The sequence below is a fragment of the Vibrio sp. YQ_11 genome, assembly GCF_043103065.1.
Classification (GTDB): Bacteria; Pseudomonadota; Gammaproteobacteria; order Enterobacterales; family Vibrionaceae; genus Vibrio; species Vibrio parahaemolyticus.
In genome coordinates, this window is record NZ_JBICJM010000035.1 from 144,572 (window position 1) to 167,966 (window position 23,395).

Annotated in this window: 23 protein-coding genes and 1 tRNA gene; 8 read left to right on the top strand and 16 right to left on the bottom strand. The window is 46.7% G+C overall.

Features of this window, described 5'->3' with window-relative positions; genetic code table 11:
- Window positions 1–66 precede the first annotated feature (66 nt).
- Window positions 67–1,758 carry a long-chain-fatty-acid--CoA ligase FadD gene (gene fadD, locus ACF8EG_RS14100; RefSeq protein ID WP_005455511.1) on the top strand — a complete coding sequence of 564 codons (1,692 nt, stop codon included), beginning with the start codon at window positions 67–69 and terminating at the stop codon, window positions 1,756–1,758.
- 79 nt (window positions 1,759–1,837) lie between these two features.
- Complete coding sequence (gene rnd, locus ACF8EG_RS14105) at window positions 1,838–2,956, top strand: ribonuclease D (protein WP_021447616.1); 1,119 nt, start codon at window positions 1,838–1,840, stop codon at window positions 2,954–2,956.
- An 87-nt stretch (window positions 2,957–3,043) separates the two neighbouring features.
- Here rnd and minE read toward each other — a convergent pair whose 3' ends face one another.
- The 3 genes from minE to minC are packed head-to-tail and all read right to left on the bottom strand — an operon-like array spanning window position 3,044 to window position 4,802.
- A complete protein-coding gene (gene minE, locus ACF8EG_RS14110; protein ID WP_005458079.1) occupies window positions 3,044–3,307 on the bottom strand; it encodes a cell division topological specificity factor MinE in 264 nt (87 codons plus the stop codon).
- Between the two features lie 2 nt (window positions 3,308–3,309).
- On the bottom strand, window positions 3,310–4,122 hold the full coding sequence (gene minD, locus ACF8EG_RS14115; protein ID WP_005458081.1) for a septum site-determining protein MinD: 813 nt from the start codon (window positions 4,120–4,122) through the stop codon (window positions 3,310–3,312).
- A 17-nt stretch (window positions 4,123–4,139) separates the two neighbouring features.
- Complete coding sequence (gene minC / locus ACF8EG_RS14120; RefSeq protein WP_011105734.1) at window positions 4,140–4,802, bottom strand: septum site-determining protein MinC; 663 nt, start codon at window positions 4,800–4,802, stop codon at window positions 4,140–4,142.
- Window positions 4,803–4,999: 197 nt separating this feature from the next.
- Between minC and ACF8EG_RS14125 the strand changes: the two genes are divergently transcribed.
- From ACF8EG_RS14125 to ACF8EG_RS14140, 4 genes are all read left to right on the top strand, one after another.
- Window positions 5,000–5,284 (top strand): YcgL domain-containing protein, encoded by a 285-nt coding sequence (locus tag ACF8EG_RS14125; protein ID WP_005460544.1) that lies wholly within the window; start codon window positions 5,000–5,002, stop codon window positions 5,282–5,284.
- 44 nt (window positions 5,285–5,328) lie between these two features.
- Complete coding sequence (locus ACF8EG_RS14130) at window positions 5,329–6,300, top strand: lytic transglycosylase domain-containing protein (protein ID WP_069507280.1); 972 nt, start codon at window positions 5,329–5,331, stop codon at window positions 6,298–6,300.
- A 74-nt stretch (window positions 6,301–6,374) separates the two neighbouring features.
- A complete protein-coding gene (locus ACF8EG_RS14135; protein WP_005460577.1) occupies window positions 6,375–7,319 on the top strand; it encodes a LysR family transcriptional regulator in 945 nt (314 codons plus the stop codon).
- A 305-nt stretch (window positions 7,320–7,624) separates the two neighbouring features.
- Window positions 7,625–8,824 carry a NupC/NupG family nucleoside CNT transporter gene (locus ACF8EG_RS14140; protein WP_005479028.1) on the top strand — a complete coding sequence of 400 codons (1,200 nt, stop codon included), beginning with the start codon at window positions 7,625–7,627 and terminating at the stop codon, window positions 8,822–8,824.
- Between the two features lie 68 nt (window positions 8,825–8,892).
- Here ACF8EG_RS14140 and folD read toward each other — a convergent pair whose 3' ends face one another.
- On the bottom strand, window positions 8,893–9,753 hold the full coding sequence (gene folD / locus ACF8EG_RS14145; protein ID WP_005460545.1) for a bifunctional methylenetetrahydrofolate dehydrogenase/methenyltetrahydrofolate cyclohydrolase FolD: 861 nt from the start codon (window positions 9,751–9,753) through the stop codon (window positions 8,893–8,895).
- 203 nt (window positions 9,754–9,956) lie between these two features.
- Between folD and ACF8EG_RS14150 the strand changes: the two genes are divergently transcribed.
- Window positions 9,957–10,033, top strand: a tRNA-Arg gene (locus tag ACF8EG_RS14150).
- Between the two features lie 111 nt (window positions 10,034–10,144).
- Complete coding sequence (locus ACF8EG_RS14155) at window positions 10,145–10,735, top strand: membrane lipoprotein lipid attachment site-containing protein (RefSeq protein ID WP_023624128.1); 591 nt, start codon at window positions 10,145–10,147, stop codon at window positions 10,733–10,735.
- A gap of 45 nt (window positions 10,736–10,780) precedes the next feature.
- Here ACF8EG_RS14155 and ACF8EG_RS14160 read toward each other — a convergent pair whose 3' ends face one another.
- The 12 genes from ACF8EG_RS14160 to ACF8EG_RS14215 are packed head-to-tail and all read right to left on the bottom strand — an operon-like array spanning window position 10,781 to window position 23,391.
- Window positions 10,781–12,004 (bottom strand): beta-ketoacyl-ACP synthase, encoded by a 1,224-nt coding sequence (locus ACF8EG_RS14160; protein ID WP_021452981.1) that lies wholly within the window; start codon window positions 12,002–12,004, stop codon window positions 10,781–10,783.
- Window positions 12,001–12,726 (bottom strand): 3-oxoacyl-ACP reductase FabG, encoded by a 726-nt coding sequence (gene fabG, locus ACF8EG_RS14165; protein WP_017448727.1) that lies wholly within the window; start codon window positions 12,724–12,726, stop codon window positions 12,001–12,003. Before fabG ends, ACF8EG_RS14160 begins: the two co-directional genes overlap by 4 nt.
- Window positions 12,723–13,187, bottom strand: coding sequence for a hotdog family protein (locus ACF8EG_RS14170; RefSeq protein WP_025631411.1), 465 nt, complete (start codon window positions 13,185–13,187; stop codon window positions 12,723–12,725). The genes fabG and ACF8EG_RS14170 overlap by 4 nt, the downstream gene beginning before the upstream one ends.
- Window positions 13,180–14,367: a beta-ketoacyl-[acyl-carrier-protein] synthase family protein gene (locus tag ACF8EG_RS14175; RefSeq protein WP_069507278.1), complete on the bottom strand. Its 1,188-nt coding sequence runs from the start codon at window positions 14,365–14,367 to the stop codon at window positions 13,180–13,182. Before ACF8EG_RS14175 ends, ACF8EG_RS14170 begins: the two co-directional genes overlap by 8 nt.
- 20 nt (window positions 14,368–14,387) lie before the next feature.
- Window positions 14,388–14,999: a DUF3261 domain-containing protein gene (locus ACF8EG_RS14180; protein WP_025631409.1), complete on the bottom strand. Its 612-nt coding sequence runs from the start codon at window positions 14,997–14,999 to the stop codon at window positions 14,388–14,390.
- The gene (locus ACF8EG_RS14185; RefSeq protein ID WP_069507276.1) at window positions 14,996–17,338 is read right to left on the bottom strand and encodes an MMPL family transporter; all 2,343 of its coding nucleotides are present in this window, start codon (window positions 17,336–17,338) and stop codon (window positions 14,996–14,998) included. The genes ACF8EG_RS14180 and ACF8EG_RS14185 overlap by 4 nt, the downstream gene beginning before the upstream one ends.
- Window positions 17,310–17,930, bottom strand: coding sequence for an outer membrane lipoprotein carrier protein LolA (locus ACF8EG_RS14190; RefSeq protein ID WP_017819935.1), 621 nt, complete (start codon window positions 17,928–17,930; stop codon window positions 17,310–17,312). The genes ACF8EG_RS14185 and ACF8EG_RS14190 overlap by 29 nt, the downstream gene beginning before the upstream one ends.
- Window positions 17,930–18,376 carry a thioesterase family protein gene (locus tag ACF8EG_RS14195; protein ID WP_025631406.1) on the bottom strand — a complete coding sequence of 149 codons (447 nt, stop codon included), beginning with the start codon at window positions 18,374–18,376 and terminating at the stop codon, window positions 17,930–17,932. Before ACF8EG_RS14195 ends, ACF8EG_RS14190 begins: the two co-directional genes overlap by 1 nt.
- The gene (gene hutH / locus ACF8EG_RS14200) at window positions 18,376–19,929 is read right to left on the bottom strand and encodes a histidine ammonia-lyase (RefSeq protein ID WP_053319020.1); all 1,554 of its coding nucleotides are present in this window, start codon (window positions 19,927–19,929) and stop codon (window positions 18,376–18,378) included. The genes ACF8EG_RS14195 and hutH overlap by 1 nt, the downstream gene beginning before the upstream one ends.
- Window positions 19,913–21,619, bottom strand: a complete 1,707-nt coding sequence (locus ACF8EG_RS14205) for a glycosyltransferase (RefSeq protein ID WP_069507320.1) — start codon at window positions 21,617–21,619, stop codon at window positions 19,913–19,915. Before ACF8EG_RS14205 ends, hutH begins: the two co-directional genes overlap by 17 nt.
- The gene (locus ACF8EG_RS14210) at window positions 21,612–21,980 is read right to left on the bottom strand and encodes a 3-hydroxyacyl-ACP dehydratase (protein WP_069507274.1); all 369 of its coding nucleotides are present in this window, start codon (window positions 21,978–21,980) and stop codon (window positions 21,612–21,614) included. Before ACF8EG_RS14210 ends, ACF8EG_RS14205 begins: the two co-directional genes overlap by 8 nt.
- 10 nt (window positions 21,981–21,990) lie before the next feature.
- Window positions 21,991–23,391, bottom strand: coding sequence for an AMP-binding protein (locus ACF8EG_RS14215; RefSeq protein WP_069507272.1), 1,401 nt, complete (start codon window positions 23,389–23,391; stop codon window positions 21,991–21,993).
- Window positions 23,392–23,395: the final 4 nt, after the last annotated feature.

The following is a 23,395-nucleotide window of genomic DNA, read 5'->3' on the forward strand; positions in this document are numbered from 1 at the left end:
GCTGTAATAGCCCTCAAAATAAAAAGGACGCTATTTTTTAGCCAGTTATAAACGAGGAGTAACATCGTGGATAAACCATGGCTTTCACGTTATCCAAGTGACGTACCTGAAACCATCAATCCAGAGCAATATGAGTCTTTGGTAGAAATGTTCGAGCAGTCTGTACAAAAGTATGCAGACCAGCCAGCATTCATGAACATGGGCTCGGTGATGACCTTCCGCAAGTTGGAAGAGCGTAGCCGCGCATTTGCCGCTTACCTGCAAAACGAACTGAAATTGCAAAAGGGTGACCGTGTTGCTCTGATGATGCCAAACCTACTGCAATACCCAGTAGCGTTGTTTGGTATTTTGCGTGCAGGTTGTATCGCTGTAAACGTAAACCCTCTCTACACTCCTCGTGAACTTGAACACCAATTGAACGACTCTGGTGCCACGACGATTGTGATTGTGTCTAACTTTGCCAATACACTAGAGCAAATCGTAGATAACACACCTGTGAAACACGTGGTGCTAACTAGCCTTGGCCAAATGCTGCCACGTGCGAAAGGTACGATTGTCGATTTCGTGGTGAAATACGTAAAAGGCATGGTTCCTAAGTACGATCTACCGGGCGCAATTTCAATGCGTAAAGCGCTGCGCAAAGGTCGTCGTCTGCAATACGTGAAGCCGTTTATGTCTGGTGATGATATTGCATTTCTGCAATACACTGGTGGTACTACGGGTGTCGCAAAAGGTGCAATCCTAACGCATCGCAACATGATTGCGAACGTGCTTCAGGCGAAAGGGGCTTACGGTCCTGTACTTTCTCCAGGTCGTGAATTAGTGGTAACCGCATTGCCGCTTTACCACGTGTTCGCACTGACAGTGAACTGTTTGCTGTTTATCGAAATGGGCGGTCGTAACTTACTGATTACCAACCCGCGTGATATTCCCGGCTTTGTAAAAGAGCTGCAAAAGTACCAATTCACAGCGATCACAGGTGTGAATACCTTATTCAATGCGCTAGTGAACAATGAAGATTTCCATGAGTTGGACTTCAGTAATCTTCGCTTGGCTGTTGGTGGTGGTATGGCAGTTCAACGTGCTGTTGCTGAGAAATGGCTGAAGACCACAGGCTGCTACCTGCTTGAAGGTTATGGACTTACTGAGTGTTCACCGTTAGTTGCGGCTTACCCGCATGACCTGGTTGAGTACAACGGTTCTATCGGTCTGCCAGTTCCTTCGACAGAAGTTCGTATGGTTGATGAAGAAGGCAATGTACTGCCAAATACTGGTACAGGTGAGCTACAAGTTCGCGGCCCTCAAGTAATGCAAGGTTACTGGCAACGTCCGGAAGCAACCAAAGACACCATTAACGAAGACGGTTGGCTATCAACGGGTGACATCGTTAAGTTTGATGACGAAGGCTTCCTGCACATTGTTGACCGTAAGAAAGACATGATCTTGGTTTCTGGCTTCAACGTTTACCCGAATGAAATCGAAGACGTTGTCGCTCTGCACGGCAAAGTTCTTGAAGTGGCTGCTATTGGTCAACCGCATGAAGTGTCTGGTGAGTTGGTGAAGATCTACGTTGTAAAACGTGACCCGAGCTTAACCAAAGAAGAAGTGATTGCACACTGTCGTCAGCATCTAACGGGCTACAAGGTTCCAAAACTGGTTGAGTTCCGTGAAGACTTACCGAAGACCAACGTAGGTAAGATCTTACGTCGTGTACTTCGTGAAGAGAACGACGCAGAACTGGCAAAGAAAAGCGCGTAAGCCGATTTCGTTGAGTCGCCAGAATTAAAAAATGATAGAATGCCAGCGTTTTGCTGGCATTTTTTATAGCGAGAAGCATGTGAATTATCAGATTATTACTAAAAACAAAGACCTAGAACAAGTTTGTGCTCAAGCAAGAGACGCAGATGTCGTAATGCTGGATACCGAGTTCGTACGTATCAGGACTTTTTATCCGCAACTAGGTTTGATTCAGCTTTTCGACGGCAAGCACTTGTCCCTTATCGATCCGACAGAATTAACGGACATGACATCTTTCATCGAACTATTGAAAGATGCTTCGGTACTTAAAGTGCTTCACGCCTGTGGCGAAGATTTAGAAGTATTCCAAAATGCATTTGGTTGTACGCCATTTCCAATGGTCGATACACAGTTAATGGCGGCGTTTCTTGGCCACGGGCTGTCAACAGGTTTTGCAACGCTGGTGGAAGAATACTTAGGTGTTGCGTTGGACAAGAGTGAATCTCGCACCGACTGGATGGCTCGTCCTCTCACGCAAAAGCAACTTGATTATGCTGCGGCAGACGTTCACTACTTGTTGCCACTTTACGAAAAATTGCTCGATAAAGTCACTGAAGCTGGTTGGTGGGAAGCGGTGCAGCAAGAGAGCGACTTGTTGGTTTCCAAACGCATTCGCGAAACCAACGAAGAAAATGCGTACCTTGATATTAAAGGAGCGTGGCAACTTAAACCTTCAGAGTTAGCTGTGTTAAAGCCGCTAGCGACTTGGCGTTATCGTGAAGCAATCAAGCGCGATTTAGCACTAAACTTCATCTTCAAAGAGGGTGATTTGCTAACGGTTGCTCGTTTAGGTTTAACAAGCTTTAAAAAGATGGAAGCGGAAGGGATGGATAGCCGCGCGGTCAATCGTCACGGTACTAAAATTGCGGCCATCGTGAAAAAGGCTAAGCAAACGCCACCAGAAGAATACCCAGCTAAAATTGATCGCCTGATGGATTACCCTGGCTATAAGCAGGTTTTCAAAAACATGAAAGATGTCGTGAAAAGTGCTGCGCAAAAATCAGGGTTAGCGACCGAGTTTTTAGCATCGAAAAAGCAGATTAACCAGCTCATCAGTTGGGTGTGGAAGAAGGATCGTGACCCTGCGCGCTTGCCTGATGTTATGCAAGGTTGGCGTCTAGAGTTATTGGGCGAAAAAATGAATAAGGCGTTGAAATAAGCGCAAACTAAAAAGGTTGACCAAATGGTCAACCTTTTTTCGACACGTACATTGTTGTGCGCTGCGTATTGCGTTGAGAATAAAGCCTTACTTCTCGTCGTCAGGCAGTTTCACGTTGAGCTCAAGTACAGAAATGTCGTCATCCTTATGCTCAAAGGTTAAATCAACCATGTTCGGGTCAATGTCTACGTATTTACTGATCACCTTCAGAATGTCTTCTTTAAGCTGAGGTAAGTACGAAGGCGCAGGGTCATTTTGGCTGCGGCGTTCAGCCACGATGATTTGTAAGCGCTCTTTCGCCAGACTTGCAGACGTTTTTTTCTGCGGGCGGAAAAATTCTAATAGTGACATGTCTAGCCTCCGAACAGTCGTTTAAAGAGTCCTTTCTTCTCCTCAGTAAGGAAACGAAATTCAACTTGATTGCCTAGTAAGCGATCAACGGTGTCAGAGTACGCCATGCCCGCATCGGTGTTTTCGTCGAATGTGACCGGCACACCTTTGTTTGATGCGTTAAGTACCGCTTGGCTTTCAGGAATCACGCCCAATAGTGGGATGTGTAGGATTTCTTCTACGTCTTCCACACTCAGCATTTCACCTTGGTTTACACGCGTAGGGTTGTAACGTGTAAGTAGAAGGTGTTGCTTCACTGGCTCTAGCCCTTGTTCAGCGCGTAGAGACTTAGAATCTAGGATGCCTAGAATGCGGTCTGAGTCGCGTACTGAAGATACTTCAGGGTTAGTCGTTACAATCGCTTCATCTGCGTAGTACAACGCCATGAGCGCGCCTTGCTCGATACCTGCTGGTGAGTCACAGATGATGAAATCAAAGCCCATTTCATCTAGCTCAGTGAAAACTCGTTGCACGCCGTCTTTCGTTAGCGCATCTTTGTCACGAGTTTGGGATGCTGGAAGAATGAAAAGATTGTCTGTGCGCTTATCTTTGATTAGCGCTTGGTTTAATGTCGCTTCGCCGTTAATGACATTCACAAAGTCATAAACTACACGGCGCTCACAACCCATGATTAGGTCGAGGTTACGCAAGCCGATATCGAAATCGATCACCGCGGTCTTATTCCCTTTCAGAGCAAGACCAGAGGCGATGGCTGCGCTTGAAGTGGTTTTACCAACGCCACCTTTACCAGACGTTACTACAATAATGCGTGCCATTTTTTTTCCTTTTTAGACTAAATCGCGAGTACTTCTAAATGTAATGATTCTTCGGCTTTACTGATCATCACTTTCTTTTGCCAGTACTCACTCTCAATTTGATCGCTTAACCAGTAATCGCCCGCAATGGAGACCAGTTCAGCTTGTAAATCGTGGCAAATAATACGCGCTTCCTGCTGACCACTTGCGCCTGCAATAGCACGGCCGCGCAAGGTGCCATGAATATGAATAGAGCCATCTGCAATCACTTCTGCGCCAGCGCTTACGTGCGCTAGTACGACTAAATCACCGTCTTTTGCGTAAATTTGCTGACCAGAACGAACAGGCGTACGCACAACTTTAGTCGGCGCCATTTTCGCTGGAGCTTGGCTAGGTGATTTACTTGCAGACATGATGGCGAAGCCAGCTTCTGAGGCAAGGTTTTGTACACGTTTGTCTTTACTGCCCGTTATACCGACTGGAATAAACCCAGCATCTGCGATGCCTTGTTTAAGCGCAGGGAAATCAATGTCGCCTTGTACTTTTGCTATATTGATTACCAAAGGCGCGGATGCGAAGAAAGAAGGTGCTTGAGAAACTTTTTCTTGCAAAAATTCGACAGTATTTGCGATCTCATTGTCAGAAAGGTGTAAAACTGACAAAGTAAAACTGCTACCTTTAAGGTCTGGTGAATGGGTCATCGTGGACTTCTTGCCTCTGTTGAAAGAGCGTTGCCTTAAACTAGGTCTGTCATGTTATATTTCATCCTTTGACGCAGCAAGTTCTCTAGCAGGCAAATAGGCGAATTAATCTCAAATTTGCAATTAAGTTTGCGAGAATTTTACGTTTTCAACTCAATCCGCATTCAAAGCGGGTAAATCAGCATAAAAGGCGTGTCATGCTTTGTTCTATTTATAAAAGCTCGAAAAAAGAAGGTACTTATCTCTATATCCCGAAAAAGGATGATTTTTCACAGGTTCCTGACACCTTAATGCAGATGTTCGGTAAGCCTATTCCTGTCATGACGATTAAACTTGATGGTCGTAAATTGGCACAAGTAGATATCGAAAAAGTGAAGGCTTCATTACAAAATGATGGCTTCTTTCTGCAGGTTCCTCCACCGCCGGAAAACCTATTAGAAAAGTACAAAGAACAAAAAGCTCAGCAAAAGAACGAACAGTAACTCGGCTTCTTTCTGAGACTTCTGCCTTGCTCAAGGAGGGCAATATGAAAAAAATACTGGCTACAATGCTTAGCGTTGGCGTATGTACCTCAGCCTTTGCAAGTAGCGAGGGTTTTGAAGAATACTTAGATAAATTGCGTGCAGAAGCGCGTAACCAAGGTATCTCAGAGCAGGTAATCAGTGCCGCTTTCGCAAATGTTGAATACAAGCCGAGAGCAGTAACAGCAGACCGCAACCAACCAGAGAAAAAACTGACGTTGGATGAATACATTCCTCGTGCAGTCCCTGAGTGGAAAGTAAAGCAAGCCAAAGCACTATACAAAGAGCACTATGTGGAGCTTAAGCGCATAGGCGATCAATACGGCGTGCAACCTCGCTTTATTGTTGCGCTCTGGGGTGTAGAAAGTAACTTTGGCAAGTTTACGGGTAACTTCCGCGTAATTGATGCGTTGTCGACGATGGCATTTGAAGGTCGTCGTGAAGAATTTTTCCGCAAAGAGACCATGGCGGCGCTGCAAATCCTTGATCAAGGCCATATCGAGCTAGATAATTTTAAAGGTTCTTGGGCTGGTGCGATGGGACAATGTCAATTTATGCCAAGCTCTTTCCTGCGTTTTGCCGCCGATGGTAACGGAGACGGAAAAAAAGACATCTGGCAATCAGAAACGGATGTGTTTGCATCTACCGCTAACTACTTGAGCGAGTCTGGCTGGGACGATAAGTTTACTTGGGGACGCCAAGTGAAAGTGCCGAAAGGGATTGATCGTAACCTAGAAGGACGCGGGGCAGAAAAAGGCAAATATCTTCAGGAATGGAGTAAACTTGGCATCACGAAGTACGATGGCAGTCCATTACCTAAATTGAATGAAGATATCCAAGCATGGCTTATCATGCCTGACGATGAAAACGGTCGTACGTATCTGGTTTACAATAACTATAACGTACTGATGAAGTGGAACCGCTCTTACTACTTCGCGCTTGCCGTCAGCCATCTCGCTGATCGCATTTCATTCTAGTTCGTTAGTAAATACTGTTTTATAGGGGCTCTTCGGAGCCCTTTGTTTTTCCCACATTCTTATCGAGGTACTGCGTGTTATCTGAACGTGCTGCGCAAATGGTGATCTTTTCTGCATTGATCAAACATAAAAACTTTACTGCGGCGGCGAAAAGCCTTGGAGTGTCAGTATCTCACGTCAGCAAACAGCTTAGTCAGTTAGAGGAATCTCTTGGCATCAAGCTTGTTCAACGCACCACGCGTAGTTTTACGCCTACCGAAGCGGGAAAAACGTTTTATCATCATTGTGAACAAGTGGTGCAGGCGGTGAGTAGTGCGACGTTAGAAATGGAAAGCCAAAGGGATGAAGTGGCTGGGTTGGTTCGCCTCGGGTTATCTCAATCATTTGGAACGCTGCACATCATTCCTGCGATTCAAGAGCTGCGTGAGTTGTATCCACAGCTTCAAGTGGAAGTGCATTTGTTTGACTACAAGGTCGATATGCTGGCGGAAGGGCTCGATCTGTGGGTAACAAACAATGAGCACCTACCAGAGGGCTACATTGCGCAGCGTTTGACGGACTGCCAGTTTGTGGTGGCAGCATCGCCGGATTATTTGCTTAAGTATGATACTCCGACTGAGCCGAACGACTTGTCTTTGCACAACTGCTTGATCTATCGCAGTTGGGAGCGTGATTACACAGGATGGGCATTTACCAAGGGACAACAAGAGCTCAACGTAAAAGTCTCCGGCAACTACTCTGTCGATTTAGCAGAAGCCGTACGTGACGCTGCGATTGCTGGATGGGGGATTGCGTATCTCGCTACGTATTTGCTTGGTGATGAGTTCAGAACGGGTAAGTTGATTCAACTATTGCCAGACTGGAAAGCGAGCCAGTCGATGCCATTTTATGCGGTGTACCCGAGTCGTCAGCACATGCCGAAAAAAATATCAGCCGTTATCAACTTTATTAAACAGAAAATTGGCAACCCGTGTCACTGGGATCAGCGCCTCGCACCTTACATCTCTATTCCCAAGTAGATTCATTAATAACGTTCAAGAGGTGTTTCTGGTCGATTTTCTCTAAGCAAAACATTTTTCGACTATTCAGTGGTTGTATAAGGTGATTTGTCTCACAAAATTTTTCCAAATCTAGAAACATCTTTTCCATATGGAAATAATAAAACCAAGCAAACGTTTATCTATAACAAATTCAATTAGTTATTTGTGTGGTTAATTATTGTTCGCTTGAACTTTTCACACTGTTAACATCCTCAACTTGCGCCATTTTGAGTCCGCTATACAATCCGGTGCCTTCCATATCCCCCTTCTGTCGGATTCATTTTATGAACTCAATTATTGGTATCGTAGCCATACTATTCGTAGCATGGCTACTTTCTACAAATAGAAAAAATATAAAGCTGAGAACAGTGGCGTTTGCGTTTGCTTTACAGGTGCTGTTTGCATTGTTGGTTTTATATGTACCAGCAGGACGAGATGCGCTGAATTCAGTAAGCAGCGTCGTGTCGAATTTGATCAACTACGGTCAAGAAGGCATCGCGTTTTTATTCGGTAATTTGGCGACAGGGGGCTTCACCTTTGCGATCAATGTACTGGGTATCATCGTTTTCTTCTCCTCTCTTATCTCCGGTCTTTATCACATTGGTGTGATGCCAAAAGTTATCAACTTCATTGGTGGTGGTATTCAAAAGCTTCTTGGCATTGGTCGTGCTGAGTCTTTGTCTGCAACGGCGAACATTTTTGTCGGCACTATCGAAGCGCCACTTATGGTGAAACCCTACCTAAAGCACATGACTGATTCGCAGTTCTTTGCGGTAATGACAGGTGGTTTGGCATCAGTAGCTGGTGGTACGTTGGTAGGTTATGCCTCGTTGGGTGTTGATCTTAACTACCTTATCGCTGCTGCCTTTATGTCTGCGCCCGCAGGCTTGTTGATGGCGAAAATTCTCATGCCAGAAGATGTGAACAAAGCACCAGATATCGACATTAGCCAAGTGGAAATTCCACGCGCAACTAACGTGGTTGAAGCGTTAGCCGATGGCGCAATGGCGGGTGTTCGTATCGCTGTGTCTGTAGGTGGTACGTTGTTAGCGTTCATCAGCGTAATCGCGTTGCTGAACGGCATGCTAGGTTGGGTTGGAGACCTTATTGGTACGCCACTAAGCTTTGAGCTTATCTTAGGCTACGTATTTGCACCTGTCGCATGGTTGTTAGGTGTGCCATGGGAAGAGGCGATTACGGCGGGCTCGCTTATCGGTAACAAGATTGTGGTGAACGAGTTTGTTGCTTTCATCCAACTAGCAGAAGTGAAATCTCAGTTAAGTGCTCATTCTCAGGCTATTGTGACTTTCGCACTGTGTGGTTTTGCAAACATCTCTAGTATGGCAATGCTGATCGGCGGATTGGGTTCTTTGGTACCAGAGAAGCGTGCATTTGTTTCTAAGCATGGTTTCCGCGCGATTATTGCCGGCGTTATGGCGAACTTGATGAGTGCTTCTATTGCGGGTGTGATTTTAAGTCTGTAATTGAAATAGATATCTAAAATTAGCAAAAAGGCTCCTTGCGGAGCCTTTTTCGTATCTCAAGATTGATGTTATTGTTCAGTATGGAACTGCTCGCAAGCCAACATCGTGTTCTCAATCAAGCTTGCTACGGTCATTGGGCCAACACCACCAGGAACCGGGGTAATGAAGCTCGCGCTTTCGCGTGCTTTGTCGTATTCCACATCGCCCACTAGCTTGCCTGAATCAAGGCGGTTAATGCCTACATCGACAACCACTGCGCCTTTTTTAATCCACTCGCCAGGGATGAAGTTTGGCTTACCTACCGCGACCACAACAACGTCAGCTTGACGTACATGACTTTCTAGATCTTTGGTAAAACGGTGGCATGTCGTTGTTGTACAACCAGCAAGCAGCAGCTCAAGTGTCATTGGACGACCAACAATGTTTGATGCGCCAACCACAACTGCATGTTTACCACGAAGCTCGATGTTGTAACGGTCGAGTAGGGTAATGATGCCTTTAGGCGTACAAGAGCGAAGCTTAGGAATACGCTGCGCAAGACGACCAACGTTGTAAGGGTGGAAGCCATCCACGTCTTTTTCTGGATGAATACGTTCTAGAACGTGTGTGGTATCAATACCAGCAGGAAGTGGCAACTGAACTAAAATGCCGTCAATTTCGTTGTCGTTGTTCAACTCATCAATAAGAGCAAGCAGTTCCTCTTCAGATGTTGAAGCCGGAAGGTCAAACGACTTGGATACAAAGCCAACTTCTTCACAAGCGCGGCGTTTGCTGCCCACGTAAACTTGAGATGCTGGGTCTTCACCAACCAGAACAACTGCTAGGCCAGGAGCGCGTAAACCTGCTGCGACGCGAGCTTTAACACGTGCTGCAACTTCGGATCGAACAGTTTGGGAAATGAGAGTTCCGTCTATATTTTGAGCAGTCATGACTTTCCTTATAAATTAAGAAGGCAAATTATCTGCGGCGCATTGTCGCAGAAATTCTAATTAACATCCATACGCAAACGTTTGCCTTGTGGTGTTTTTGAACATTAAGCGTTTTGATGGACTTTTTTTAGGCATTCAGATCAGAATGTTATGAAAACCCGTTGATTTACCCGTTTGAACTCGTATAATCCTGTCCCTGTAGCGCGCCCTTAGCTCAGCTGGATAGAGCACGTCCCTTCTAAGGATGTGGTCATTGGTTCGAATCCAATAGGGCGTGCCATTTATTCTAAAAGCCCCGATAACTCTTTGAGTTGTCGGGGCTTTGTCGATCTTGTCTTAAACTTATTAACTTAGCTCTCTTACACTAGCTTTATTTTTGATGCTCCAACTCATGAAAAAACTAATTTTTACTGCATTGATTGTTACTCTTTTAAGTGGATGTGTTACACGCAAAGTTCGTGTTTTACCCCAAGCAACAAATATCACCCCAATTACTGATATTGCAATTAAAAACCTTAATTGCAGAATGGTTGACTCTTACACGATCGAGGATGTTCATCCAAACAATGTGGATCGTATGCTTAAGAATCAAACTTACGCTTCTGGCGGAAACCGATACCATATTGCAACCGTTCTAGATACTAGCCGTGGACGCCCATCTAGTGTTGTTGCAGAGCTTTATGATTGTCAGGTTGCCAACATCAGCTCAGAAGCAGAGAAAGTTAAACTACTACCGGGTGCAAATGAAGTTCAACCCATCTCGTTTGCTGAAGTCGAAAACAATGAATGCAAAGTGATTGGAAACAAAGTTGTATCAGAAAGCCAGAAGGGCTCTCTTTTTGATGAGTTGTCTAACCAAGTCTACATGGCGGGTGGCAATCGATATCATGTGACTAATATTATTGAGTCTGAAGGACAAACTCCAACATCTGTTTCTGCTGATATCTATCGTTGTAAGCACCGTTCAGTTGCCTTCAACTAACAAAAAAGCGCTGGTTAACCAGCGCTTTTTTGTTTACTAAGGGCATTACATCTTTTTAAAGATGATGGAGGTGTTGATGCCGCCAAAGGCGAAGTTATTACTCATCAAATATTTCACGTCCAGCTCTCGGCCTTGTCCAGCGATGTAGTCTAAATCGCCACATTGCTCATCGAGGTTTTCTAGGTTGAGCGTTGGGTTGAACCAACCCGTGTGCATCATTTCTAAACCTAGCCACGCTTCAATTGCGCCACACGCGCCTAGTGTGTGGCCAAAGTAGCTCTTGAGTGAACTTATTGGCACTTTGCCCAGAGCATTCGCTGTTGCGTTGCTTTCTGCAATATCGCCGCGGTCGGTGGCAGTGCCGTGAGCTGATACATAATCGATCTTCTCAGCAGGAATGCCCGCGTTTTGCAAAGCCATTTCCATACAGATTTGCATGGTTTCCATCTGTGGTTGAGTGACGTGTGCGGCATCACAGTTGCTGGCAAAACCGATGATTTCTGCATAGATTTTCGCGCCACGAGCGACGGCGTGTTCGTACTCTTCCAGAACCAGCGTTCCCGCACCTTCACCAATCACCAAACCATCGCGATCGGAGTCATAAGGTCTTGGTGTGCTTTTCGGGTCTTCATTCTTCAGACTGGTGGCAAAAAGGGTATCGAAGACAGCGGATTCCGTTGGGCACAATTCTTCAGCGCCACCAGCAACCATGACCGTTTGGTAGCCGTGTTTGATCGCTTCGTAGGCGTAGCCGATTGCTTGGCTGCCAGAGGTACATGCACTGCTGGTTGGGATCACTCGGCCTTTCAAACCGAAAAATAGACCAACGTTCACTGCCGTCGTATGCGGCATCATCTGCACGTAAGTCGTTGCGGTGATCGCTTTAGTGGTTTTCTCATTCAGCATGACACCAAATGCGCCGATTGCGTCAGTACTGCCTGTTGATGAGCCGTATGCGATACCCGTTTGGCCATTGGTGAGTACGTCGTTACCAATCAAACCTGCTTGGCTCAGTGCGTTTTCTGTTGCGACGGTCGCCAATTTAGAAACACGCCCCATGCCGCGTACTTGCTTGCGCTTGTAGTGCTTTGGCAGTTCAAAATCTAAAATTGGTGCCGCGAGCTTGGTGTTCAAACCATCATACTGTTCGTAAGAAGGCATGTATTGCGTCGCGTTCTGGCAGTCACGCAGTTTTGGCTCGACAGATTGCCAATCGTTACCAAACGCAGTCACGCCCGACATTCCGGTTACAACGACTCGACGGTTCATACTAGGCCTCCGTTTACCGAAATGACTTGGCGAGTTACATAGCCTGCGATGTCAGACATAAGGTAACTGACTAAACCAGCGACTTCTTCTGGTTCTCCCATGCGGCGCAAAGGAATTTGCGGCATCGCGTGTTCTTTTACGTGTTCGTCTACCATGCCTGTGTCGATAAGTCCCGGTGCAACGCAGTTAACGGTGATTTTGCGTTTTGCCAGTTCAAGTGCGAGTGATTTTGTTGCACCAATTACGCCCGCTTTTGCTGCGCTGTAGTTGGTTTGACCACGGTTACCCATCAGGCCAGATACTGATGCAAGGGTAACAATTCGACCACCTTTACGCTTTTGCACCATTGGCATAACACAAGGGTGAAGAACGTTGTAGAAGCTATCTAGGTTGGTATGAATCACACCATCCCATTCTTCTTCGGTCATCGCAGGGAAAGCGGTATCTTTTGTGATGCCAGCGTTGTTTACGACGCCATAGTAAGCGCCGTGTTCGGCGATATCGGCTTCTAGCTTCTCACGACAATCTGCACGGTCACTGATGTCGAATTGGATAAGACGACCGCTACCACCATGTTGTTCGATGGTGTCTAGGGTATTTTGTGCGCCTTGTTGATCGCCCATGTAATGGACAATGATTTGGAAACCATCTTTGGCTAATTGAACGGCAATGGCTTTACCGATGCCTTTGCTGGCACCTGTAACGAGGACTTGTCGGGTCATTGTTGACTCCTGATTTTCATTTCTTGTAATTTTTCTTCTGATGGAACGTAAACGTTCAATTGGCAAGTCGCTACAACAGTTCCTTGTAGCTCAATACGGGCAGAAAATACCGCCATACCGTTATCTTCCATGACTTTTTCGGCATACACATCGAGCATTTGTCCGCGAGAAAACGCATCGCATTCAGACGTGTATCGACGGCTACCAAGCAAAAAGCCAATTGGTGGCGCTTGTTCTTTCATTAATGCGTGGTAACCAGACCAGGCCGCGACCGATTGCGCCATAAACTCAATGCCAACGTAAGCTGGCACGGTGTGTGATGCCGAGTCGAAGAACGGGTTGTGTCCTGCGATATCAACCTGGCAGTGAATCGTATCTTGTTGAATATCCATAGCACGATCAACCAAGATCATTGGTTTGTCGTGTGGCAAAAGTTGTTCGATGGGAGGAAGTTTAGTCATGAGCGTAACCAAAAATAAGACTAATATTGTTGCCACCAAAAGCAAAAGAGTTGCTGAGAATCGCTTTGTTGCCAAGTTTGGTTGGCGTCTCAACTAACGATATATGGATATCGTCTGCCTTGATTTCGCAGTGTTGCATTGGCAAGTCAAGGTTGTACTTGAGAATATGCCAAGCGATAGCGGCTTCCGTTGCACTTGCAGCGCCTAATGTGTGTCCGGTAAGTGGCTTTGTAGAGCTCACAGGGACGGAGTCACCAAAGCAGCGATGAATGGCTTTGCTTTCCATCGCATCGTTTAACGGCGTTGCTGTACCATGCGCGTTGATGTAACCAATGTCTTGCGCTGTAAGTCCTGCATTGGCCAACGCTTTTTTCATCGCTTCCTCTGCGCCTACCCCTTCTGGATGTGGTGCGGAAATGTGGTGTGCGTCTGAGCTGTCGCCAGCTCCGAGAAGGGCAACAGGCGCGGGTGTTTTGCTTAGCAACATTAATGCTGCGGCTTCACCGATATTGATGCCGTTGCGATGTTGGTCAAACGGCTTGCAAAGGGTATCGGATAGGGCTTCTAAACCGTTAAAACCGTTTAGCGTTAGGCGACAAATGGTATCCACGCCACCCACAATGACTGCATCAACAATGCCAGAGCGAATCAGGCGTTGCGCGGTTAAAAAAACACGACCACTAGAAGAACAAGCGGTTGAAACTGAGTAATGTGGGCCGCTCAAATCAAAGTAGGCGGCAATAAAATCGCTGCAGTTGCCAAGCTCTTGTTTGGCGTAATGGTAGTCGGCAGGAAACTCGCCGTTTGCCAGCTTCTCTCCAAACGCGATTTCGCCATCTGAAATGCCAGATGTGCTGGTGCCGATCACGACCGCGATACGGTCACGGCCATATACAGCAATGGCGTTATGAACGTCGCTTTCGATTTGCTGCAAAGCCGAAAGTGCGAGGCGGTTGTTTCTTGTATCAAACCGGCTGAAAGCTGGTGGTAATTGCGGTAACGGCTGTGCAATTCGACCGATTACTGTTTGTCGGCCTGAATTCAAAATGTCTTGGTCAACCACCATGTTGGATGGTTTCGCTCCCGATAAACACTGGTGGATGATGGCGTCATCTTGTCCCATTGCGGAGTGGAAACCACAGGCCTGAATATACAAAGGTTGAGGAGAGCGATTAGGCATATTGTTGTTCTAAATTGTTCTTAATTAATCTGATGTTGCAGTGTCTGAATAGAAATTGAAAACTGATGCTTGAGGTGGTGAAAATCAATCTTACCCTCTAATTTGTTAGAAGAACTGTATTGAATCTCAATGATCTTTTCACCGTCACTATCAAAGATGGCGCGAGAATTATTTTTATCAATCATTTGCCACCTTACCTCATTTAACGATCCTTCCCAAGCGGAACTCGGCCAGAGCGTGATCATCAGGTTAAATAATACCTGTTCTGGCTGCGGTAGCGTACCTTGCAAACCGTTGAGTACTTCGGTTTGGATTTGTTCTCCATCGTAAGACAACGAGAGCACTCGCGTCCCCCAAGATGAGAAGCCTGCCAGTACCACTTCGTTGTTGGTCACTTGCAGTTGCACTGGAAGTTGCTCAGATGTGGGTTTGCCATCAATTACCCAAGAGGCCGTAATCAATTGGCTGGCCGTCAACTGATAGCCCAAGCTGGCTGGAGTCGGTAAGTTAACTTGGGTGTTCTCAGCAATATCGACTTGAGGTGTCGATTGGTGAGGTACCAAGCTGCATGCACTTAAAAACAGACTCAGTGCGATTAACGTCGCGCAGCGAAAAGCATGGTTAAAAATCATGACGTCGTTTCCTCTGTTTTAATTGCAATCGGAGAGAGCAACCAAGCGACAAAAATACCACTTAACACCGTAATGCCGAAACTGTGAATCGCGTGAGTTTGGCTTAGTGACAGCAATCCAAATGACAGCACAGTGGTTATTGCCGAAAGGGTGATCGCCAATAGTGTGCTCACGCTGCGCGCTTTCTCGGCAAAGAATAGAGTGTAATCGATCCCGATACCAAGAATGAGCACCAAGCCAAGCAAGTTGAACAGGTTTAATGTTGTTCCCATCGCGACAGCAGTTGCCAGACCGCACGCGCAAGCAATCAATGATGGCAGTAAAACTCGCCAACTGTGTTGCAGACCGTACCGCTTGATTAACACCAGAAAGATCACAGCACTGGCGGCTACCAATAGCTCCATGATTTTGATTCGGTATTCACCAAATAGGGCGGAGATTTCTTCTGCTTTGTTTAGGTAGACAACGTCAGGCTGCGATTTGGCAAAAGACTTAACAACGGCGGAGTCTTGCAATTGGTTTAACACCACTACCGTTGCCGATTTTCCTTTAATTTTACCCAAATAGAGAAAACGCACAGGCGCTGATACTGGGTTTTGCAAGTACTGATCAACCGTGACAGGGATAAAGTCGGCGTCCATTTTCGGCTTTTTATTTAAGCGCAGTCCGGATGCAAGTGGGCTGGATTGCGTCGCGTAAAGATCGCAAATCAATTGATAGTCTTGTTGCTGACGTTCCACTGAGCTCAAGTAGCGGCTCAGGCTCTGGTAGCTTTCGATGGTGCTGTCCGTTTTCCACGCTTCTAATGTTGGCGTCAAAGACTCTAGCTTTTTCATTAGGTTTTCGTCATCGTCGGCGGTAACGATCAACATTTGCTGCGAAGATTGCATGCCACTGAGCGTCGTAATCAAGGTTTCTTGCTGCTTGAGATCGTTCGGCATCGTTTGCAGCAGACGAATGTCGTCATCGTAGTTCAATTGCAGCAAGAAAAAGCCGCTCGCAACCACACATAATGTCGGTAATCCGACTTTAATTCGAGGTTGATTCCAAAGCGTTAACCATTTCGCCAACAGTGATTGTCCCGGTAAATTCGAAATGGTGCGCGGTGGGGTACGAGCCAGTATCGGATACCAAGCCACCACGGTGATGTAAGCGGCAATCAGACCAATGGATGAAAACAGCGCAAGCTGCTGCAAACCAGGAAACGGTGCCACTAACATGCCCAAATAGCCTATCAAACTGGTGATTAAGCCAAGTGTGATAGCTATGAAAATATGCTTTAACCCTTGCTCGCTATCCCATTCATTTCCCGCCGCAAGGCGTTCGGTTAGGTAGTGGAATGCGTAGTCGATAGACACGCCGATTAAACTTGCGCCAAACACTAAGCTGAACAGATGGACTTTTCCAAAAATCCACGTCGTAACGGACAAAGCAACGAGCAAACCAATGGTGATGGAAAGCAGTGCCAGAGACAGTGGCATCACACTACGAAAGACCAACACGAGCAATGCAATGATACCGAGCAGAGAGAACACACCGATGGTACTGATCTCCGATTTGGCACTTTGCGTACCAAAGTCGGCGTAAAATAGAACGCCAGTATGTGCGACTTCAGCGCCATATTTCTGCGCGACGCTTTGTCCTAGCGCTTGAATATCAGGGACTGCAAGCTGCCCCGTTAGGCTATAAGGCGAGTCTTTTAGTTCGGCAGTAATAAGCAAGTATTGAGCACCGTCTTTTTCGACGGACAGATAGCCGTTATCCAATCGGAAAGAGGACGATTGCTGGGTAACTTGGCTTAAATAATCACGAAATAGCAAGAAAGGGTCATTTTGTAACTCTTGCCCAGTCACCCCAGAAAACGGGTTGTACAGAGACTGAATCACATGCTGCACTTGCTGTTCTGGATTTTGGCTTAAACGCTCTCGTTGTTCAGGCGTCAGCAATTGGAAGCGGTGCTTAAAGTAGTAACTCGCCCAAGCTTGCTGCTCTTGAGGTGAGATTTTTCCCACCACATCGCGAAAATGATTACTTTGGCGTAACCCTTTATCAAACTCTGCAGCCGCTGCAAAAAGGGCATTTTTGTCTGGCGCTGTGATCACGAAAATGACTTTGTCGCTCATACTTGCCGAGACCGACTCAAAGGCTTGTTCAGCCACTGGGTTTTGTTGGTTCTTCGGCAGCAGTTTTAATATGTTGGTCTCAATCGGAGATTCTGCACTCCAAACCCATTGTTTGAGTAGCAACGCGCCCGCTAAAACAACGAGATTGAGCCAAACAATAGCAAAGGTGTGAGTGCTGAGACTGAGTTTAGAAACGGAATTGAGCGTCTTCGGCATCCGTGAGTTCCTGAGGTAGAGAGGTCTGGTTCGTAAACGTGATTTCAGTCTTATCGCCGCGCAGCTCTTGCAGGGTTAGGCGATCAATATGCGTTTTACCGGAAAGGGTGATGGCTTTAAACACCGCATTTAATGGTGACTGTTTTGGCACTAAAACGAGCTGCCACTGATTGTTCTCAACTGAAAAATCGAGTGTGAATTGTTCTTGCAGTGCAGAAGTATCCCCGTGGAACACGGATAAAAACACATGACTAAAGTAGAACGCCATTGGGTTTTCTTGTGCAGAGATCGTTTTCGGTGCTTGGTCGGCAAAAGTTTGACGAAGTTTGTTTTCCGTCAATACCAAATTGACTGCGAAAGGTTCTGTTTGTTGCCACAACAAGCCATGTGTTTTGCTCAGTGTGAACTGACCTTTAGAGGTTAGAGGTTGACTGAACATTTCCAAATGACGCTGCTGCGTAAAATCTCCGCGTACGATTTCATGCTGAGACAACTGCTGTTGAAGCGATGCCAAATCCGTTACGTTTGCTGTCGGTGTGGCCAGTGCTGGAACAGAAAATATCAACAAAAAAGAGAGTAACCACTTTTGCATTAGTTCAGGCTCCCATGGTTGTGCCATTGCTCTACTTTATCTAAAAAGATTGCTGGAGAAACAAAGCACATCTCTTGCTTTTCAATGGATACGGCGACTTGCGTTGTATGCGCTTTGCACATACGTTGATTCGTTTCGGCGTCGTAAATCACGTAATCCACACGTAAGCGGTTTTCCCACTCAGTAAGTTGCGCGGTAATGCGAATGGTGTGATTAAACGGAATCGCCTTCACGTATTTAACGCGCGTATCGATGATCGGCCACATGTACCCAGAGTCTTGCATATCGCGATAGCTGTATTGGATCTTCTCCATCAGCACACGACGCGCTTCTTCAAAATATCGAAAGAAGTTGCCGTGATAAATCACGCCCATCGGGTCAGCATCTTGGAATGAGGTGACCATAGTCACCTCCGCTTCTAATGGGTAGAGAACCTGCTCTTGCATTATACCTCCGCGTAGAGTGGCCAATGACGTTGCTGAATGCGTTCAATGAAATGACGCAAATCTTGTTCCAATGGGCGATCTTCAATCACAAATTCAAACTCGCTCAGTACGGCGTCACGAATTACTCGTAAACTCTGACTCATGTGGTGTTCGTCCAATTCGTTATGACGACGACGAATCTCAACCGCTTGAACGCTTGCTAGGAGTGAAGCCGCAGCAACTTGCTCTGTTAACTCAAGTACGCGTAGGCAATCACGAGCCGCAATGGTGCCCATGCTCACTTTGTCTTGGTTGTGACATTCGGTTGAGCGAGAAAAAACGCTCGCTGGCATGGTGTTTTTCAACGCTTCTGCCGTCCAAGCTGAGATACCAATCTGAACCGCTTTAAAGCCGTGGTTGATCGGTTTACGCTCGCCTTCTGCACCGGTTAAGTTAAACGGTAGGCCGTTATTGAACTTGTAATCCATCAGTTGCGCCATCTGACGGTCCAGCAAATCAGCTAAGTTGGCAATGTTCACTTTCAACGTATCCATCGCCATTGCGATATGACCACCGTAGAAGTGACCGCCGTGCAGAACGCGCTCGTTGTCGCCATCGATGATTGGATTGTCGTTGGCACTATTTAGTTCATTCTCAATCAATTGACGTAGCCAAGGCAGTGAGTCTTGCACCATGCCAATCACGTGTGGCGCACAACGCAGTGAGTAACGATCTTGCAGTCGGTCGCTATTGCGTGGCGGACGCTCAGCATTGAGATCATCACGCAGCCAAGTTGCAACTTGCTGTTGACCAGGGTGAGGTTTTACTGCAAACAACGCTTCATCAAAGTGGAAGTCATTACCTTGCATACCCACAGAGACCATTGCGGTAATCTTGGTGCACAGCTGCGCTAGGTATTCTGCGCGTTTGTAGGCAAGACAGGCGAGTGCAGTCATCACGGAAGTACCGTTCATTAACGCCAAACCTTCTTTTGGTTTTAGGCGAATTGGCTCTATGCCCAGCTCTGCAAACACTTCTTGTGTTGGTCGCACATCACCTTTGTAAAGCACTTCACGCTCGCCAATTAAGGTCGCCGCTAGGTAAGACAGAGGCGTTAAATCGCCACTTGCGCCCACCGAGCCTTCTTGTGGAATACGCGGCGCAATGTCGTGGTTGATAAGCGTAACGATTTGGTTCAACAGATCGTGAGACACGCCAGATACGCCTTGCGACAATGAACATAAACGTGTCGCCAACACCGCGCGAGCTTGCTCATGAGAGAGGATTTGACCTAAGCCACAGCCATGGAAGCGCGTAAGGTGCAACGGAAGTTCATCTACAAGAGCGGGTGGAATCGCCACAGTACATGAATCGCCGTAACCCGTAGTCACGCCGTAAATAACGCCTTCTTCTTTCAGTAATCGTTCCAGAAACGCCACGCCACGATCAATTTTCGCGGTAAATTCTGGCGAGGTGTTCATGTTTGCCTTTGCACCTTGAGCAATGGCAACGACATCTTCGATGGTTAAAGATTGTGCACCAAAAGTGATGTTGTGATTATTGTTGTTTGTCATGTGGCTGATTACTTAAAGTCCAGAAGTTAAAAAAGTTGTACCACTGTAACGGCGCTTGCAGTGTGTGGTGTTCTAATCTGTGTGCGTACTGTTGAACAACGTGTTCTAGTGCCTGCTGACGCTCCTTGCGCGGTAGCGTGATTTGGTCACTAAAGTGTTCAAAGTACACATTAAAATGCGGAGTGTTTGCTTCATCGTCGCGTAGGCCGAAGAGTAGATAAACCGGCGCTTTTAATACCGAGGCCAGCATGAATGGGCCTTGCGGAAATGGCGCTGGTTTACCAAGAAAATCTGCCCAAACGACACGATTTTCTTTGCTGGTAGAAGTGCGATCGCCAACGATCACCACCCATTCGCCTTGCTCGATTTTTTGTTGAAGCAGAATCGCGGTGTCTGGTCCCATTGAGCTGACTTGAATCAAATTCAGTTCCGAGTTTGGGTTTACCGCCTTCATTACCGCATTAAATTGTTCAGCGTGTTGGGTAAATACCAAGGCGTTGATTTTGACATGAGAGTGTCGACGACCAAGCGCGCGGCAGAGTTCGATATTGCCAAGGTGTGAGCCTAAAATGAGCACGCCTTGTTTTTTCTGCGCCATCTCTTCGAAATGATGCTGGCCGTGAATGGTTAGGTTGTCGACATTAAAGTCACCTTGCCATGCTGCCAGTTTGTCGAGCATGGTTCGCCCAAAAGAAAGCAGATGATGATAGCTGTCCAACTGTTTTGGTAGTGCGATGTTCTGCTGCGCTGCGTAGCGCTGCAAGTTTTGCAGGTAAATCTCAGACGCTTCGCGGGCTGATTTACCCGTGAAGTGGTAGTAGCGCATGACTAGCTTTAAAATCAGGTCAAACGCTTTTCTGCCGAACAAGCGGTAAACCGCGAGCAAGGTTTTGATGCCTAAAATCGTGCCTTGTTCTTTTCGTTTCGACCAGTGGGCATTGCTGTCGTCTGTGTGACGGCGCTTTCTGGCGAGTAGCGAAGGAATGCGCGGCAACATGCCAAAAAATAGGCGAGTGTGCATCCAGCTTATCTTGACGTTATCCCACAATGCGTCGAAGTGGGAAATGCCACCTTCAGGGTAGATCACGCGCGTTGGAACAAAATCAATATCGACGCTTTCCCAGTACATTCGCACCAGAATTTCGATATCAAAATCCATGCGTTTGCCGATGTTGTACTTGTTCAACACGGCGACCGTTTTCGCCACTGGGTAGGCGCGAAAACCGCACATGCTGTCTTTGATAGACAGTGACAAGGTTTCTATCCACACCCAAATGTGCGTAGCGTAGCGACCATACAAACGGGATTTAGGTACGCTTTCGTCGTATATCGGTTGGCCAGAAATCAGGTTATCTGGTTTTGTTTCGCTGGCGCTGAGCAATTTGGGTAGTGCTTCTAGGTCGTGTTGACCGTCTGCGTCGATTTGAATGGTGTGCGTAAAACCAAGTTGGTGAGCTTGATGTAGGCCAGCCATCACCGCGCCACCTTTGCCTTGGTTTTCACTCAAACTAATCAGTTTTATCAGCCCTTGCTCACTCAACGCTGAAAGTGCTTGTTTGGTGTCTTCATTACTGCCGTCGTCCACGACCAGCACTGGTAAATCGAAAGAGGATAACGATGCAACCACGTCTGCAATTGTGCTGCCGTGGTTGTAGCAAGGAATTAAAAAGCAGGGACGGTAATCACTCACGTGACTCACCCAGTTTCATTTTGCCTGAAGAGTGAGTCACCAAGGTTTCACCGTTTTTCGATGTGTACTTAAAGGTCAATTTCTCGCGCTCATTGTCCCAAGAGAGTGAGAGACAAACGTCGGCGTTTGACAGAATCGGCTCTTGAAATTTGATGACTTCCATTCCTTTAAATACCTTGGGAGTATTCAAATGTTGAACGGCGTAGAACAGCGCCCAATCAATTTGAGTGACGCCGGGTAAAAGAGGAAAGTGACTGAAATGACCTTGGAAATCTAAGATGTCAGCATCCACACGCAGCAACAGCTCCGCGGTGTGGTCACTCACTTCAATATTCTGAATAGTTGGTTTTCTTTTATCCATGTTACTAGCTTTATTGGAATAGTTTTTCAATTTCAGCAACTTGGCGTTTGCCTTGGCTGTTCAATGGAATTTCGTCGACCACTCGGAATTTTCTCGGGATAGCGATCGGTTCTAGCCAATTGCGCAGTGCCTTGCGAAGCTCAAGCCAAAATTTGCCTTTACCAAGTTCATTAAGCACATCGCTGCCTGTATCGTTAAGTACGATGATCGAGACTAACGTGAGGCGACCAGATTCTTCCATTGGGATCACCACGCTTTCTTGAACCCACGGCAATTGCTCTAAACGTTTTTCCACTTCGACAAGGGAAATACGCTTTTCTTCGACTTTGACGATTCGGTCAGTGCGTCCACGCAATTCAAAAGAAATACTATCATGGAAATAGCATTCATCCGCAGTTTGGTACCAAGTGTTTTCATCAATGTGTGGCGAGCGGAGCTTTAAACAATTTTCATGGTTAAGCTCGGCTTCAACACCAGGGAATAACGTCCAAGGAGAGCTGGCTACGTGCTGCTGACGGTAGGCGATGCCGCCGGTTTCTGTGCTGCCAAAGACTTCAATAGGAAGTGACCCAAACAACAGCTGGCTGTGCTGCGCCGCTTGGTTTGACAAGGGGCCTCCAGAAGAAAATACGCACCGAATCGCAACCGGATTGTGCTCTTCACTGAGTCGTTTTAGTAACGCAGGGCTGCTTACTAGCGTGGTGTCAGCATCGGCGTGATGGACAATTTGCTCAGGGAATTCGAGGTTGTGTGCTGAAAATGGACGTGCAGAGCACAAAGGCCACAATACGCGAAACAGCAAGCCGTAAATGTGTTGATGAGAGACGGTGCTTTCAACGCGTGTGTTGGCAACCGTGTCGCCCCACAGGTTGTCTAGAATAGCAACTTCGATATCGAGCTGTTTCAGCGTTTTTGCAATGGCTTTTGGTTTGCCGCTTGAACCAGAAGTAAATAGCGTTACTGGTATTTTTGCCAGATTCAATTCGCGCCAAACAAAAGGTTGGTCTACCTGTCGCTCGTGAATCAAGGTGATGTCTACCGATGATTGAGCTTTTACTAGGAGTGAACTCACCTGTTCTGGAACAGAGACATCGGCATCATGCAACAATAAATCGTAATGCTCGCTGAGTTCTTTGAGTGCTTCTGGTTGGTAGTTACCAGGCAATACAATGGATTTTCCTACGTGACAACAAGCAAAAAAACCAACGGCAAATAGGTAGCTGTTGCCAAAACACAACGCAATGTTTTGCGTTGGTTGGCTTTCTAACTGCTGAGCAAGCGTTGCGACGTGCTTCTGGAAATCACCCCAAGTGATAACTGTGTCGCGATCGTAAGAGACAGGGGATTGCTCATACCTCTTTGTGCTGAACAAGGTCGCCAGTGAGGTAAAGCTCGAATACGTTGTATTCATACGA